The organism is Streptomyces sp. NPDC047014, from assembly GCF_040644195.1.
Classification (GTDB): domain Bacteria; phylum Actinomycetota; class Actinomycetes; order Streptomycetales; family Streptomycetaceae; genus Streptomyces.
This window is the reverse complement of the sequence record NZ_JBEYVX010000013.1, coordinates 1-14,734: the sequence shown is the minus strand read 5'-3', so window position 1 is coordinate 14,734 and position 14,734 is coordinate 1. Positions and strand designations below refer to the sequence as shown.

The 14,734-nt window shown below is 72.9% G+C and carries 10 protein-coding genes; 7 read left to right on the top strand and 3 right to left on the bottom strand.

From position 1 onward, the window contains the following. The first annotated feature begins 96 nt into the window (after positions 1–96). Positions 97–693 (top strand): molybdopterin-dependent oxidoreductase, encoded by a 597-nt coding sequence (locus tag ABZ873_RS11120; protein WP_360868576.1) that lies wholly within the window; start codon positions 97–99, stop codon positions 691–693. A 69-nt stretch (positions 694–762) separates the two neighbouring features. Here ABZ873_RS11120 and ABZ873_RS11115 read toward each other — a convergent pair whose 3' ends face one another. Continuing rightward, complete coding sequence (locus ABZ873_RS11115; protein WP_360868573.1) at positions 763–4,890, bottom strand: bifunctional nitrate reductase/sulfite reductase flavoprotein subunit alpha; 4,128 nt, start codon at positions 4,888–4,890, stop codon at positions 763–765. A 353-nt stretch (positions 4,891–5,243) separates the two neighbouring features. On the opposite strand from ABZ873_RS11115, the gene ABZ873_RS11110 reads away from it, so the two are divergent. The 3 genes from ABZ873_RS11110 (at position 5,244) to ABZ873_RS11100 (ending at position 9,101) form a co-directional block, all read left to right on the top strand. Next, positions 5,244–6,476 carry a S8 family peptidase gene (locus ABZ873_RS11110; RefSeq protein ID WP_360868570.1) on the top strand — a complete coding sequence of 411 codons (1,233 nt, stop codon included), beginning with the start codon at positions 5,244–5,246 and terminating at the stop codon, positions 6,474–6,476. A 152-nt stretch (positions 6,477–6,628) separates the two neighbouring features. Next, positions 6,629–7,927 (top strand): metallophosphoesterase, encoded by a 1,299-nt coding sequence (locus tag ABZ873_RS11105; RefSeq protein ID WP_360868567.1) that lies wholly within the window; start codon positions 6,629–6,631, stop codon positions 7,925–7,927. 241 nt (positions 7,928–8,168) lie between these two features. Then, positions 8,169–9,101: a hypothetical protein gene (locus ABZ873_RS11100; protein ID WP_360868564.1), complete on the top strand. Its 933-nt coding sequence runs from the start codon at positions 8,169–8,171 to the stop codon at positions 9,099–9,101. Positions 9,102–9,181: 80 nt separating this feature from the next. Here ABZ873_RS11100 and ABZ873_RS11095 read toward each other — a convergent pair whose 3' ends face one another. Beyond that, positions 9,182–9,967, bottom strand: a complete 786-nt coding sequence (locus ABZ873_RS11095; RefSeq protein ID WP_360868561.1) for a hypothetical protein — start codon at positions 9,965–9,967, stop codon at positions 9,182–9,184. A gap of 682 nt (positions 9,968–10,649) precedes the next feature. On the opposite strand from ABZ873_RS11095, the gene ABZ873_RS11090 reads away from it, so the two are divergent. Both ABZ873_RS11090 and ABZ873_RS11085 read left to right on the top strand, forming a co-directional pair. Next, positions 10,650–11,051 carry a M64 family metallopeptidase gene (locus tag ABZ873_RS11090; RefSeq protein WP_360868817.1) on the top strand — a complete coding sequence of 134 codons (402 nt, stop codon included), beginning with the start codon at positions 10,650–10,652 and terminating at the stop codon, positions 11,049–11,051. 162 nt (positions 11,052–11,213) lie between these two features. After that, positions 11,214–11,771 carry a YceI family protein gene (locus tag ABZ873_RS11085; protein ID WP_360868558.1) on the top strand — a complete coding sequence of 186 codons (558 nt, stop codon included), beginning with the start codon at positions 11,214–11,216 and terminating at the stop codon, positions 11,769–11,771. Here the strand turns inward: ABZ873_RS11085 and ABZ873_RS11080 are convergent. After that, a complete protein-coding gene (locus ABZ873_RS11080) occupies positions 11,768–13,765 on the bottom strand; it encodes an FHA domain-containing protein (RefSeq protein WP_360868555.1) in 1,998 nt (665 codons plus the stop codon). The two genes, ABZ873_RS11085 and ABZ873_RS11080, sit on opposite strands and share 4 nt — an antisense overlap. A 205-nt stretch (positions 13,766–13,970) precedes the next feature. On the opposite strand from ABZ873_RS11080, the gene ABZ873_RS11075 reads away from it, so the two are divergent. Continuing rightward, on the top strand, positions 13,971–14,734 hold a 764-nt coding region (locus ABZ873_RS11075), incomplete at its 3' end, for a serine/threonine-protein kinase (protein ID WP_360868552.1).

Sequence of the window (14,734 nt, the reverse complement as noted above, 5' to 3'; positions counted from 1 at the left end):
CCACGGGGTGGTAGTGGCGGCCGGGCATCCGCCAGGTGAATCTGCCACACTGGGTCGCATGTGCGAGGTGGACCCCGTGGTGTGCAGGTGAGGCGCGTGGAGCAGGACGAACCGCTTCCGCCGGGGCAGCGCACGGTCAGGGGATGGCCGGTCTCCCACTACGGGCCCGTGCCCCGGTTCCGGGCCGACCGCTGGAACCTCCAGGTCTTCGGGGCCACCGCGAGCGGGGAGAAGTACTCCTGGAGCTTCGAGGAGATCACGGCCCTCCCGAAGGAGAGCCTGCGCACCGACCTCCACTGCGCCTCCGGTACGACGACCACCGGCCATGAGTTCTTCGGCGTACCGGCGGCCGTGCTCCTGGAGCTCGCGCCGCCCGCCCCGGACGTCACCCACGTCATGGCCTGGGCCGAGTACGGCTACAGCGCCAACCTGCGCCTCGCGGACTTCACCTCCCCCCGCACCCTGATGGCCACCCACCACGACGGCGAACCGCTCACCGCCGAACACGGCTTCCCCCTGCGCCTGGTGGTCCCGCACCTGTACGGCTACAAGGGGCCGAAGTGGCTGCGCGGGATCGAGTACATGACGCAGGACCGGCGCGGCTTCTGGGAGGAGCGCGGCTACCACAACATCGCGGACCCGTGGACGGGGCGGCGGCACTCCTACCAGGAGGAGGACGACGCCACCGGGTGACGGGCCTGACGGGTCTGACGGGCCTGACGGGTCTGTGGGGGCTGAGGGGTCTGGTGGGTCTGGTGGGGCTCAGTACACATCGCGGACATAGCGCTTGTCGGCGGCCAGGCGGCGGACGTACGCGGCAGCCGCTTCCTCGTCCATCCCGCCGTGCGCGGCGACGATCCCGTGCAGGGCGCGGTCCACGTCCTTCGCCATGCGGCCCGCGTCGCCGCAGACGTAGAAGTGGGCGCCGTCCTGGAGCCAGCGCCACAGGCGCGGGCCGTGCTCGCGCATCCGGTCCTGTACGTAGACCTTGTTGCGCTGGTCGCGGGAGAAGGCCACATCGAGCCGGTCCAGGTGGCCGGAGGAGCGGAAAGCCTCCAGCTCCTCGCGGTAGTAGAAGTCGGTGGCCTCGCGCTGTTCGCCGAAGAACAGCCAGTTCGGGCCGGTGTGCCCCTTCGCCCGCCGGTCCTCCAGGAAGCCGATGAAGGGGGCGACGCCCGTGCCCGGACCGACCATGATCATGGGCGTGGCGGAGCCGGCGGGCGGGCGGAAGTGCGGTGAGCGCTGGACGAAGACCTGTACGGGCCCGTCGTCCGCGCAGTCCGCCAGGTAGGTGGAGCAGACGCCCTTGCGCTCCCGGTCCGCGTCATTGGTCCAGCGGACGACGGACACCGTCAGCCGGACCTCGCCCGGGTGGGCCAGGGGGCTGGAGGAGATGGAGTACAGACGCGGCTGGAGCCGTTTCAGTACGCCGGTCCACTCGGCGGCGGAGGCCCGGACGGGGAAGGCGCCGATGACGTCGGCGGCCTGGCGGCCCCAGCTCCACTTCGCCAGCTCGCCCTTGTTGTCGGGGCGCAGGAGGCGCTGGAGGTCCCGGTCACCGGTGCGGGCCGCGACGAACTTCAACAGGTCCGGGGTGATGCGGGAGATGTCGAAGCGGGTGCGCAGGGCCTCCGCCAGGCGGACGCCGTCACTGTCCTCGTCGGGGTCGAGGCCGGTGAGCGCCAGCCATTCGGCCACGAGCGGGGAGCCGTTGGCCGGCCAGACCCCGAGGGCGTCGCCGGCCTCGTAGGCCAGCTCGCCGCCGCGTGTGTCGAAGGCGAACTGGCGTACCTCCTTCTGCGATCCGGGCAGGCTGAGCAGCCGGTTCCCTACGAGGAGCGTCGCGAACGGGGAGGCTTTCGAGATGCCGGGGGGAGCGGGCGTACGGGCCCCGACCGCGTCCGGCACCGGCTGCGGGGCGGCGGCGGTGCCCGGGGCGGCGAGGGCGGTGGCGATCCGGTCGAGCCACTGGCCGGCGGCCTCCTCGTAGTCGGGCTCGCAGTCGACGCGGGGGTGCAGCCGCCCGGCGCCGAGTTCCGCGAGGCGTTCGTCCAGGCGGCGGCCGTGGCCGCAGAAGTCCTCGTAGTGCGAGTCACCGAGGGCCAGTACGGCGTAGCGCAGGCCGTCCAGGCGCGCGGCGTCGGCGGCGGTGAGCCCCTGCCAGAAGCCGGCGCCGTTGTCCGGGCTGTCGCCGTCCCCGAAGGTGCTGGTCACGATCAGCAGGTCGGTGTCGGCGGTGAGCTGCGCGGGGGTGGTGTCGGCCATGGAGAGCAGGGCCGGGGTGCGCCCGGTCGCGGTGAGGCGGGCAGCCGCCGCGGCGGCGAACTCCTCGGCGTTGCCGGTCTGCGAGGCCCACAGGACGACCAGCTTCCGGGCCTCGGGGACGCCCGCACCCGCGCCGGGAGCCGGGGCGGCCGGGGCCTCCGGGGCGGTCGTGTTGCTCGTACGGGAGAACATGCCGGCCAGGACGCCGTCCACCCAGAGCGCCGCCTCCGGGGTGAAGGGCGCGCCCGGCGGCAGTACGGGAACACCGCCGGGCGGGGCCAGGGCCACGCCGGACAGGAATCCGGCCAGGTAGCGCCGCTCCCGCTCCTCCAGGGCGGGGGCGGCGACATCGGCCAGGCCGAAGATGCCGCTGAGTGCGGCGAGAGGGGCGGACAGGTCCTCGGCCGCCCCCGGTGCCACGGCCTCGGCGCGCTCCGGAGCGGCGGCCACCACCCGCAGGGCCACGGCACAGGCTTTGAACTCCGGCTGGAAGGAGATCGGGTCGACGGCGTCGTTGGTGACGGCGTTGACGCTGAGGTATTCCCCGAACAGGTCGTTCCAGTGGAAGGGCGCGAAGCAGTTCCCCGGGCGGACCCGGTCGGTGACGACGGCGGGCAGGACGGCGCGGCCGCGCCGGGAGGCGACCTCGACCGGGTCCCCGTCCCGTGCGCCCAGCGCGGCGGCGTCGTCGGGGTGCAGCTCGACGAACGGCCCGGGGTTCAGCTTGCCCAGCTTGGCGACCTTGCCGGTCTTGGTGAGGGTGTGCCACTGGTGTTGCAGGCGCCCGGTGTTGAGCACGAACGGGTGCTCGTCGTCGGGGAGTTCGGCCGCCGGCAGATGCGGGCGCGCGAAGAACTGGGCACGGCCGGTCGCGGTGGGGAAGGCCAGCCGGGGGCGGCTGCCGTCCGCGCGCTCCAGCAGGGTCTGGCTGATGCCGTCGTTGAGGTAGCGGACCGGATTGCGGTCCGGGCCGTCGCCGGACGCCGCCGGCCACTGGACGGGGGTCTCGCGCAGCCGCTCGTAGCTGATGCCCCGCAGGTCCCAGCCGGTCTTCGGGTTCCAGGCGCGCTTGAGCTCCTCGAAGACCTCCTCGGCGCTCGTGTACGTGAAGGCTTCGGCGAAGCCCATCGCGCAGGCGACGCGGGCGATCAGCTGCCAGTCCGGGAGGGCCTGGCCGGGCGGGTCGACCACGCCCTGGACGAGGGTGAGGTTCCGCTCCGAGTTGATCATGACCCCGTCGGACTCCGCCCACAGCGTGGCGGGCAGCACCACGTCCGCGTAGGCGTTCGTCTCGGTCTCGGCGAACACGTCCTGGGTGATCACCAGTTCCGCCGCCTCCAGCCCGGCGATCACGGTCCTGCGGTTGGCGACGGAGGCCACCGGATTGGTGCAGATGATCCAGCACGCCTTGATCTCCCCGGCGGCCATCTGCTCGAACATCTCCACCGTGCCGCGCCCCGCCTCCGTACGCAGCGTGCCCGCCCCGACGCCCCACAGCCGCTCGGTGAACTCCCGCTCCTCGTCCACCAGTACCGACCGCTGTCCGGGCAGGCCGGGGCCCATGTACCCCATCTCGCGGCCGCCCATGGCGTTGGGCTGGCCGGTGAGCGAGAAGGGTCCGGCGCCGGGGCGGCAGAGCGCGCCGGTGGCGAGATGCAGGTTGACCAGGGCGTTGGTGTTCCAGGTGCCGTGGGTGGACTGGTTGAGCCCCATCGTCCAGCAGCTCATCCAGGCGTTCGCCGCACCGATCCACCGCGCGGCCCGCCGGATGTCGTCCTCCGGGATCCCGGTGATCCCGGAGACCCTGTCCGGCGGATAGTCCGCGAGGAAGGCGGGCATGTCCGCCCAGCCGTCGGTGAACTCGGCGATGAACGCCTCGTCCGTGTGCCCGTCCGCCACCAGCAGGTGCAGCAGCCCGTTGAGCAGCGCCAGATCGGTGCCGGGCCTGATCTGGAGGAACAGATCGGCCTTGTCGGCGGTGGCGGTGCGCCGGGGGTCGACGACGATCAGCTTCGCCCCGGACGCCTTCACCCGGTCCATCATCCGCAGGAAGAGGATCGGGTGGCAGTCGGCCATGTTCGAGCCGATGACGAGGAAGGCGTCGGCGTGGTCGAAGTCCTGGTAGGAGCCGGGCGGCCCGTCCGCGCCCAGCGAGAGCTTGTAGCCGGAACCGGCGCTCGCCATGCACAGCCGGGAGTTGGACTCGATCCGGCTCGTCCGCACGAAGCCCTTCGCCAGCTTGTTGGCCAGGTACTGGGCCTCCAGCGACATCTGCCCGGAGACGTAGAAGGCCAGCGCGTCGGGGCCGTGCGTATCGAGGATCGCGCGCAGCCGCCCGGCGACCTCCGCGACGGCCGCGTCCACGTCCGCCTCCTCCGGCGCGGCGCCGCGCGCGGCCCGGACCAGCGCGCTCGTGGCCCGCCCGCCGGCGGCCATCATGTCGGCGCTGGTCGCGCCCTTGGTGCAGAGCCGCCCGAAGTTGCTGGGGTGCCGCCGGTCCCCGGAGCTCTTCGTGACGACCCGCCGCCCGCTGGCGGGATCCCGTCCGATGCCGAGCACGATGCCGCAGCCGACCCCGCAGTAGGAGCAGACCGTCCGTACGCCCTCCACCTTCGCGCCCGGCACTCCAACCCCTTTCCCCGGTCCACGGCCTCCGCCGCCCCCGCCCAGGCGGGCGGTCGCGACGGCATTCCCTCTGCCGAGGACGGTAGGAAGCCCCCATTACCGCCCGATCACGCCCCATGACCGCCCTGTGTAAACCGCCCCGCACACCGGGCCGGACCTGGGTGTGAGCGCAGTACGGACGGCTCCGGCGCGTCGGAGACGGCCCGGCGCGGCGGTGGGAGGGGCGCGGGCGCCCTTTGGCGCCACCGGCCTCCCTGTGCCACCGCTCGGGGGTTTGGGGCGGTAGACCGGTGGTTCCCCGGAGCAACCGGGGTCTGCAATTCCACTTCTTCCCCGTCTCAAGGGAGCCTCCTTTGTCCTTCCACTTCCCCCGCCTGTCCTACAGGTCGCTGAGCATCGCCGTGGCCGGTGCGACCGCCATCACCGCGGTGACGATCGCCGTCGGGCCCGCCGAGGCCGGATCCGCGGACGGCCGCGTACGGACCGCCGCCGAGCCGATACCCGGCCGCTACCTGGTGGTCTTCAAGGAGGCACCCGCCTCCGTCTCCGCGGTCCGCGGTGCCGAGGACGCGGCGGCGGCCTCCGTGGCCACGCGCACCGCCCGTGCGCACGGCGGCACCGTGCGCACCGTGTTCAGTACGGCTCTGCGGGGCTATGCCGCCGAGATGACGGAGGCTCAGGCGGCGAAGATGGCCGCCGATCCCGCGGTGGCCTACGTACAGCAGGACGGACTGCATAGCGTGTCGGGGAGTCAGGCCGATCCGCCGTGGGGTCTGGACCGGATCGACCAGCGTGATCTGCCGCTGGACAAGAAGTACACGGCCGCGGAGACGGCCTCCAATGTCACCGTGTACTTGGTGGACAGTGGTTTGCGTACGAGCCATGAGCAGTTCCAGGGCCGGGCCGCCATCGGGGTGGACAAAGTCGGGGACGGCCGCAACGGCGCGGACTGCACCGGACACGGCACGCATGTGGCCGGGACGGTGGGAGGCAAGGACTTCGGTGTGGCCAAGGGGGCGAAGCTGGTGTCCGTGCGTGTCACGGACTGCCGCGACCGGGCCTCCACCTCCGCGATCATCGCCGCGGCGGACTGGATCACCGCCAATGCCGTGAAGCCCGCGGTGGTCAACATGAGCATCAACGGCGGCGGCAACTCCGCCGAGGACGAGGCCATCAAGCGGTCCATCGCGTCGGGGGTCACCTGGGTGGTCTCCTCGGGCAACGGCAACACCAACGCCTGCAACAACTCGCCCGGCCGGATCAGCGCCGCGATCGTGGTCAACAACTCCACGTCCGGTGACAGCCGCCGTTCGGATTCCAACTTCGGCCCCTGTACGGACCTGTTCGCCCCCGGTACGGGCGTCACCTCGGCCGGGAACCGGAGCGACACCGCGAGCCGTCAGCTGTCCGGTACGTCGATGGCCGCACCCCATGTCACGGGGGCCGCGGCCCTGTACCTGGCCAAGCACCCGGCCGCGACCCCGGCGGAGGTCCAGAGCGCGCTGATCGACGCCGCGACCCCCGGCAAGGTGCGCGGCGTCGGCAAGGACACCCCGAACCGGCTGCTCTACACCGGCGGCTCGTAGCGGCTCCTCGCCGCCCCGCCCGGGGCGGCCGGGACCGCACCGCCCGTCCCACCCCCCCCGCAAGCCCCCGGCCGGTCCGCCGCGCCCGTATCCCCGGCGTGCCGCCGACGGACCGGCCGGGCCCTTCTTCCCCCACCCTCCATGGAGCAGTCATGCACGAACCCGGACCGAAGCAGCACCACTACGGCAGGAACCTGCTGATCGCGACCTCCCTCGCCGCCCTCATCGGCGGTGGCTTCATGTACAGCGCGTCCGCGGGCCAGCCCCCGGCCGACCAGGCCGATGAGAGCACCGTGACCCAGCTGGCGCAGCCGGGCGCCACGCTCGGTACCGCGAAGGTCAGCGGCGACGGCGCGCGGGCGACTCCGGCCGCCGAGCGCCGCGTGTGCGCGGACGGGGCGGGCCGGATGCGGCTGCGCTTCGCCGCGCTGACCCTGCGCGGCGGGGACACCGTCACCCTCACCGGCTCCACCGGTGACAGCTACACGCTCACCTCCGAGAACGCGACGGGCAAGGACTTCTTCACCCGGGCGTTCAGCGGCGGCTGCGTGACGGTGAAGCCGCAGCTCACCCAGGCCGACAGCGCGTACTCCATCGACGCCTACCAGTCGGGCAGGGGATCCCTGGCCGCGGCGTCCGTCAAGGTCGCGGCGGTCGGTGACATCTGCGGCTCCGCCTGCAATCAGGCCGCCCCTCTCGTGAGCGCCATGGCGCCGGCGGCCGTGATCACGGCGGGCGACAACGCCTACGAGTCGGGCAAGCTGTCGGAGTACAAGGGGGCCTACGACAAGAACTGGGGCAGGTTCAACTCGATCGTGCACCCCTCGCCGGGCAACCACGAGTACAAGACCTCTGGTGCGAAGGGCTACTTCGACTACTACCAGGGCAAGGGCGTCACCACCGGCGACCGTGACAAGGGCTACTACAGCTTCGACGTCGGCGACTGGCACATGGTGTCGCTGAACTCCAACATCAGCACGAAGGCGGGCAGCGCGCAGGAGAAGTGGCTGCGGGCCGACCTGGCGGCGAGCACCAAGCCCTGCACGATCGCCTACTGGCACCACGCCCGGTTCTCCTCCGGCGACCATGGCGACAGCGGCGGTACGGCTCCGCTGATGAAGGCGCTGACCGACTACAAGGCCGATGTGGCGGTCTGGGGCCACGACCACCACTACGAGCGCTTCGCGCCCGCGATGTCCGACGGCACCAAGGACACCGCCAACGGCATACGGTCCTTCGTCCTCGGCACCGGCGGCCGGACCCTCTACAGCAAGCGCAGCACCTCGGCCGGTCCGTCCGAGGTGTTCAACAACAACACCTACGGAGTAGGCCAGTTCGACCTGTCCGCCACCGGTTACGCGTTCACCTTCAAGCAGGTCTCCGGCCGCACCTTCACCGACTCGGTCAGCGGCACCTGCCACGCCAAGCGCACCAAGGCCACGGGCTCCTAGCCCCCGCCCCGGGCGGCCGCCCTCCCCGGCGGCCGCCCTTCCGGCGGCGGGCCCTCTCCGCGTCCCGCGCCCCTCACGGCCGCACGGAACAGGGCAGGCGCCTCGTGTACATGGTCCCCGCCGACGGCTCCGGGCAGCCGGTCAAGCTGGCCGAGGTCACCTTCCCGCCCGGCGCCCCCGCCCCGTCGGGCCGTCTCCCCGCCCATCCGCGCAGACCCATCCCGTGAGGAGCAGTGCGAGCATGAACCAGTCCCAGCACACCGCCCCGGCCCTGGTCGTCCACCCCCTTCCGCCCCTGGACCGGGAGCGCCGGTCGCCCCTCCTCGCCGCGCCGTACGCCGACCCGGCTCGGCCGCGGCCCAGAGGTGCGCGGGGGAGGGTCGTACGGGTGACGCACGCCTACGAGTACCGCGTCACCGACGAGGACGCGCTGCTGCACGCCGCCGCGGGCCGCGGATGGCAGCCGCTGCCCGCGGCCGACCGGGCCGACGACGACCCGCGTGACCTGCTCGGCGCCGTGATGGCCCTCACCGGGGATCCCGCGCTCAGCGGGACCCGGACCCTGGAGTACCAGAGCTCCGCGGAACTCCTCGGCGCGGGCGAGGACGGTGAGGAGCGCGCGTGGCAGCTCACGCCCCGTACCGCCGACCTGCTCCACACCGCGCTGGTCGTCCTCGCGGACCAGGCGTACGACGACGCGAAGTACCTGGGGGACCGCTTCGTACGGGAGGCCGGCTCCGGGGTGCTGGAGGTCTTCGACCGGCTGCCCCCGCTCACGTGGACGGCCGGGCGCCGCTGGCGGCGCCGGATGGCGCGGGCCTTCGACGACCTGGCCGGCGACCTCGCGGCCGGGAACCGGCCCAACCCCACCTGTACCGCGGAGCGCATGGCCCTCCACCTGGCCGTCCAGGACGCGCCCGGCCACCAGGCGGACCTCTGCGCGGAGGACGACCACCACACCCTGCCGGTGTGCGAGGACGACTACGACTACGCCCGCCTGCTGCCCCCGGACCACGAGGTCGAGGCGCTCTTCCACGCCGACTTCACCGGCGGCCGGGACCTCGACCGCCGGGCGGACCGGTCCATGGGCTCGGACGAACTCGCGCAGGCCGCCTGGTTCGTCCCCTTCGACGGCCGTGAGGTCCGGGACGCCCTACGGGGCTTCCGGCGGTAGATCACGGCAGTGCGGCCGCGGTGTCCTTGCTCCCAAGGCCCGCGGCCGCGTCATGCCGTCGGCGCGTGTGCGCGGATCCGCTACCGGCTGCCGGGGTTGCCGCGGGTCACGTGGGTGCCGCCGTGGCCGTCGGACTCGGCCTCGTACCTGGCCTTGCCCACGCAGGCGCCGTACTCGTAGGCGGCCGTGCTGGTGCCGGTCCGGCCGTCGGCGTCGGTGGTGCGGGGGGCGCCGAACACCACGTCGGTACGGGGCATCTTGCGGCAGCTGGGGACGCCGAGGTAGTACTCCACGAACCCGAGCTGGGAGGAGGCGAGGTTCCCGCCGCCGGGGAGGGTGAAGGTGCCGATGTGGTGGGACGCGCCGGTGACGGTGTCGGTGGCGGTGCCGCTCCAGGTGTCGGGGCCGGTGCGGTCGACGGACAGGTCGTAGGTGTGGCCGTAGACCCCCGCGAACTCGGTGGCGCAGCTGACGCCGTCATCGCCGTCCGCCCCGTCGTAGCAGTTCGGGTCGGTGGTGGAGGCGCCGGGCCCGAAGATCGAGAAGACGCCGCGCAGCTGCTCGTGGCCGTCCGTGTCGGGGCGGGGCTGCAGGCCGGTGTAGCCGACGAGCCCGTTCCCCGTGTACGCGAACATCTGCGCGAAGTAGAGGCCGCGCTGGTGTGTGGTGGCCGGGTTGACGGTGATCGGGAAGGTGAGGTTCTGCACGCCGTCCGACGGGGCGTCGGGTATCGACCAGTTGATCAGGACGTTGCCGCCCGGGACGGCCGCGGACGCGGCCTGGCCCGCGGCGAGCAGTCCGCAGGCCGCGGTGACGGCCGCGAGGGTGCCGATCCTTCGGCGGCGGGCATGACGTGCGCGAGACATGGCGACTCCTAGGGGTGTGGGCCTTGGGGGAGCTGGCCCCGGAACGCCCGGGGCCCCCGACATCCAAGCCGCGCGGAGCCCGCCCGAACGCTCATCGACGCCAGTGGCGCGCAGGGGCAGTCCCGCGACGGCGCACCGGCCTTCGGCTCCTCCGGCGAGAAGGGCCTGGCCAGGGGGCCGGTCCCGGCACGTCCGGCACCCCGGGGACCGCGCAACTCCCTTTTCCTGAGGGCGAGTAGGGCGTTGACCCTGTTCCGCCGCGCTGCCTGGGTTGAGCGCGCCGCGCCCAGCCGGCACCCCTCCCTCCCCCCGCCGAAAGGTGCCCCCATGCCCGCGACCCCGCGCACCGTCATGCTGACGGCCACCGCCGCTCTCGCCGTCGCCACGACTCTGACCGTCGCCCCCGGAGCCGTCGCCGGCCCGGCCCCGGGCGGACGGCCCCGGGCGCGGGGCGGGTCGAGGTCGAGATACCGGGGCCGGAGCACGGTGGCCGGGCCGGGTCGGGGCACGCCGGAGTGGCGGCGGCCGGCAAGGCCCGTACCCCCGCACCGCTCTCCGGGGCCCAGCGGGAGGGGGACGGCGCCGTGACCGCGCTGGCCGAGCAGGAGAAGTTCCACGCGGACGCCCGGCAGAATCGACCGGCCCAAAGCGGACGCGTACGTGGCGAAGGCCCCGGAGGCCGATCTGCGAGACCGGGCACTCGCTGGGCAAGCTCGCCGACGAGTACACGTACGGCGCCGGAAAACGCTACCGGGGCTCCGAGCCCGCCGACGTGAACCTGTCCGTGCTCAAGGCCGGCGCCATGGCCGCCCGGGGCGCCAAATGGGCCCACTGGCTCGGCGAGCCCTCGCCGGACGGCGGCACGGTCGGCACGTACGAGGGCGGCGGCTCCTACCAGAGGGGCCTGTTCCGGCCCGGTTTTGCGGGCCGCCGCCGGGTGGAGGTCGCGCAGTTGGCGGACTCGCTGCCGGACCGGCGCGAACACCGGCTGTGGGTCGTCGTCACGGACACCACCTCCGCCGTCCGCGACCCGCGGATCGCCGCGGGCCTCTCCTCGAAGGCCGAGTGGCGCGTCAGCCGCTGAGCACGTGCGGCCCGGCGGCCCCCCCGCCCGCCGCGTGGTCCCCTCGGGGGGACTCCGTCGTGGGTGCGTGCGTCCGGAGGGGGTGGGGGCGGGGCACGGCCTAGCGTGGGGCGGGAACGATCCCGGGCGGCCGTCGCCGGGATCCCGGCCCACGGAGGCACCTTGACCACGAGCCCCACCCTCGCCGACCTGACCGGGGACTACGTCCTCGACCCCGCCCACACCCGGATCGGGTTCGTCGCCCGGCACGCCATGGTGACCAAGGTCCGCGGCGCGTTCCACAGCTTCGAGGGGACCGCGCACCTGGACGGCGCCGACCCGGCGAGCTCCACCGCACAGGTGGTGATCAAGACGGAGAGCATCGACACCGGCGTCGAGCAGCGCGACCAGCACCTGCGGACCAATGACTTCCTCGACGCCCCCGCCTACCCCGACATCACCTTCCGCAGCACCTCGGTCGAGCCGGTCTCCGAGACCGAGTACCGCGTCACCGGTGACCTGACCGTCAAGGACACCACCCGCCCCGTCAGCATCGACTTCGAGTACACGGGCACCGCCATGGACCCCTTCGGCAACCGGCGTGTCGGGCTGGAGGGCCAGGTGACGATCTCCCGCCAGGAGTTCGGCGTCACCTGGAACGCCGCGCTGGAGGGCGGCGGCGTCCTGGTCGGGGACAAGGTGGTCCTGGAGTTCGACATCTCCGCCATCAAGCAGGACTAGGACAACGCGAGGGCGGCGTACGGGTTCGGGGGGCCCGTCGTCGGCGGCGGGGGGACGCGGGGGTCCTCCGGGCGGGGGACGTAGACCGGGGAGTCCGACTGGTAGAAGAGGTCGATGTCGGCCTCCTCCCCGCCGACGATCAGGGTGTCCCAGGCGCCGCTCTCCAGCAGGGTACGGACGGTGGCCGGGGCGAGCTTCGCGAGGTGCGCGCGCAGCTTGTCGTCCGTCGGCGTCCCCGGCAGCCGGGGCGCGAGACGTTCACGGATGGCGGTCATCCGGGCCAGCAGCGCCTCGGTGCCGCTCTGGCCCTCGTACGGCCCGCCCTCCGGCGCGACGTCCGGCCCGCCCTCCTGCCCGCCCTCCGGCGCGGTGCCGCGCGGCCGGTGGACGCTGTCGGCGATGACGTCCCGGATGGCGCGGGTGACGCCCTGCTCGTCGGTGGTGACCATGGCGTTCCACGCCCGGCTCTTGTGCCGGTACTGGAGCATGGACATCGCCGCCTCGTGCCGGATGAAATCCGCGTCGCGCAGGGGTCTGCCCCGCCAGGCCCGGCTGAGTGAGCGGGCCAGGGAGGTGGCGGAGGCGAGGCCGCTGTTGAGGCCGCGGCCCGGCCAGAAGTGGATGGCGTTGGCCGCGTCGCCGAGCAGGAAGCCGTACGTCCCCGGGCTCGTCGGCGTCGGACGGGTCAACGGGGCGGTGAACCGGGGGCGCTGCACCATGTCCAGCCGGAACGAGGTGATCGCGGTCAGGTCCTCCTCGGCCACGCCGAAGAGCGCGAGCCCCTGCCGGATCTCCTTCCACAGCGGCGAGCTCCGCAGCAGCGCGGGCAGGAAGAGCGTGCCGTGCGTCGGGCAGCGGAACTCGTGGTCCTCCTCCCGGCTCATCAGGCAGGGGCGGGCCGCGACGCACTCCTCGAAGACCTGGCGGACCGGGTCGATGCCGACCACGTTCCGGGCCTCCTCACGGGTGAGCCGCATGTTCAGGAAGCCCTCGCCGCGCAGGGAGTTCAGCAGGAAACGGTTCTGCGACACGGTCAGCAGCACGCTCATCGGGTCCGGCAGCGCCGACTTCACCCGCAGCCCGAGCACGATGTCCTGGAGGTGCTCCCCGTCGAGGGAGTAGATCGAGGCGTCGGCCGCGCCGAAGCGGTCCGCGAAGTACTCGCGGGTGCGGGAGCGCCCGCCCTCGCAGACGGCCAGGACATGCTGCTGGGCGAGCCGCTGTCGCTGCTCCTCCGGGTCGAAGCGCTTCGGGACCAGCCGGATCGACGCCTTGGTGTTCGCCAGCTCCAGCAGCCGGTCCTCGATGTCCGCGATCCGGATGTTGCGGGGCGGGTTGCCCTCCACGGAGTCCGGGCCGACCGGCCACATCTCGGAGTAGGCGGAGCCGTCGGAGAACAGCGCCGAGCGCACCTCCTCGGGCAGCGCGAGGTACTGCCGGCTCTGGACGGTCACGACCTGTTTGCGCCGGACATTGCCCTGCTCGGCGCCCTTCCACACGACCGTGGTGCCGCGCCGCGTCCACCGTCCGTCGTGGACGGTGACCGCCACCCGGCCGGGCAGTATCGCGTCGAGGGAGAGCGCGAAGGCGAGGCCCACCGGGCCGCCGCCCGTGACGGTGACCCGCAGGACGCCCGGGTCGGCGGGGGCGCTCAGGCGCGGCAGGTCCAGCTGGGAGAGGTTCACCACGACCGTCTCCGCCGAGTCCTGCGCCTCGTAGAGGAAGGTCTCGTCACCGATCCGGACCAGGTCGTCCGGGCGCAGCGCGTGGCGGACGACGCGCCGGTCGTTGACGTAGGTGCCGTTCCTGCTGTCGCGGTCGTAGAGGACGAAGCCCGCGTCCTCCGCGACGATCTCGGCGTGCAGCCGGGAGGCGCTGGGGCTCACGATGACGACGCCGTTGTCGCTCTTGCGCCCGAACGTCAGCGGGGCGTCGCCCAGCACCACGCTCTGCCCCGTGAAGGGACCCGTGCGACCCACGATGACCGATGGCACAGCACACTCCTTGTGAACGAAACCCATCCCCGTACGGCACTGACACGTCGTCTTGATCGGTTCGGTTCAACCGGGTTCGATTTTTTCCGAAAACTTCCTTGAACTCTTCGCTTCACCGGTGAACCGGCATGCCTCAGCCCACGTGTGGTGCGTGGCGGAAGGCCGAAGCCCGACGCGTGAAGGAACGGAACGGAGAGTCGCCCTGATGTACGACGAGGAGACCACGCTGTGGGAACCCGCCGGTGGCGGGCTGGTCGCGGGCCGCTACCGCCTGCTGTCCCGGCTCGGTGAGGGCGGCATGGGTACGGTGTGGTGCGCACGGGACGAGACCTTGCAGCGGGACGTCGCCGTCAAGGAGGTCCGCGGCCCGGCCGGGCTGGAACCGGCCGATGTGACCCGGCTCTACGCCCGGCTGGAACGCGAGGCGTGGGCGGCGGCCCGGATCGCGGACCGCAATGTCGTGACCGTCCATGACGTGATCATGGACGGCGGGCGCCCCTGGATCATCATGGAACTGATCCGCGGCCGCTCCCTCGCCGACCTGCTGCGCGGTGAGGGCGCGCTCACCCCCCGGTACGCCGCCCAGGTCGGGGCCGAGGTCCTGCGCGGGCTGCGCGCCGCGCACGCCGCGGGCGTCGAGCACCGGGACGTGAAACCGGCCAATGTCCTCATCGCGGACGACGGGCGCGTGGTGCTCAGCGATTTCGGCATCGCCGCCGTCGAGGGCAGCACCGCCCTCACCATGGCCGGCGAGGTCGTCGGATCCCCCGAATACCTGCCGCCGGAACGGGCGCTGGGCCGGCCCTCGGGCCCCGAGTCCGACCTGTGGTCGCTCGGCGTGCTGCTGTACACGGCCGTCGAGGGCACCTCGCCCCCCGGAACACCAGCTTCTGCACATGCCCGATCCCGCGCAGCACCGGCTCGCCCGCCGTACCCATGGCCTGGAGCGCGAACCCGCACAGCAGCGCC

What these genes read in the sequence shown, in the direction of transcription:
- ABZ873_RS11100 (WP_360868564.1), top strand. Translation starts at nt 8,169, where the DNA reads ATGAACCAGTCCCAGCACACCGCCCCGGCCCTGGTCGTCCACCCCCTT.
- ABZ873_RS11095 (WP_360868561.1), bottom strand. Translation starts at nt 9,967, where the DNA reads ATGTCTCGCGCACGTCATGCCCGCCGCCGAAGGATCGGCACCCTCGCG.
- ABZ873_RS11105 (WP_360868567.1), top strand. Translation starts at nt 6,629, where the DNA reads ATGCACGAACCCGGACCGAAGCAGCACCACTACGGCAGGAACCTGCTG.